This window comes from Klebsiella sp. HN106, assembly GCF_051209435.1.
GTDB lineage: Bacteria > Pseudomonadota > Gammaproteobacteria > Enterobacterales > Enterobacteriaceae > Klebsiella > Klebsiella oxytoca.
Window position 1 is genome coordinate 1 of the sequence record NZ_JBLURD010000252.1, and the last position, 289, is coordinate 289.

The 289-nt window shown below is 54.3% G+C and carries 1 protein-coding gene; it reads right to left on the minus strand.

Annotation, left to right across the window (positions count from 1 at the left end; translation table 11 throughout):
* A partial coding sequence (lptE, locus tag ACSIPU_RS31135; RefSeq protein ID WP_435322562.1) for an LPS assembly lipoprotein LptE occupies positions 1–289 on the minus strand: 289 nt, incomplete at both ends.

Sequence of the window (289 nt, forward strand, 5' to 3'; positions counted from 1 at the left end):
TGTTCCGCCGCTTTGTCGTACATTTCCTGGATAATCATATCCTGCTCGGCGTCTTTCGCTAATGCCGCCTGCGGGTTATCAAAGAACGACCGATAGACCTTGGTGGTAATCGGATAGATATCGTGACCCGGGATCAGGACGCTGGCATGAACGGTCATGACCATCTGATACTCCGCCGTACGACCATCCTGGAACACCGATGCGGTATCTTTCTGAATCGACGAGCCATCGAGGCGCAGAGAAGGGACATCTTTACGCAGCGTGCTGGCGTCGATCAGTTCCACGCCGT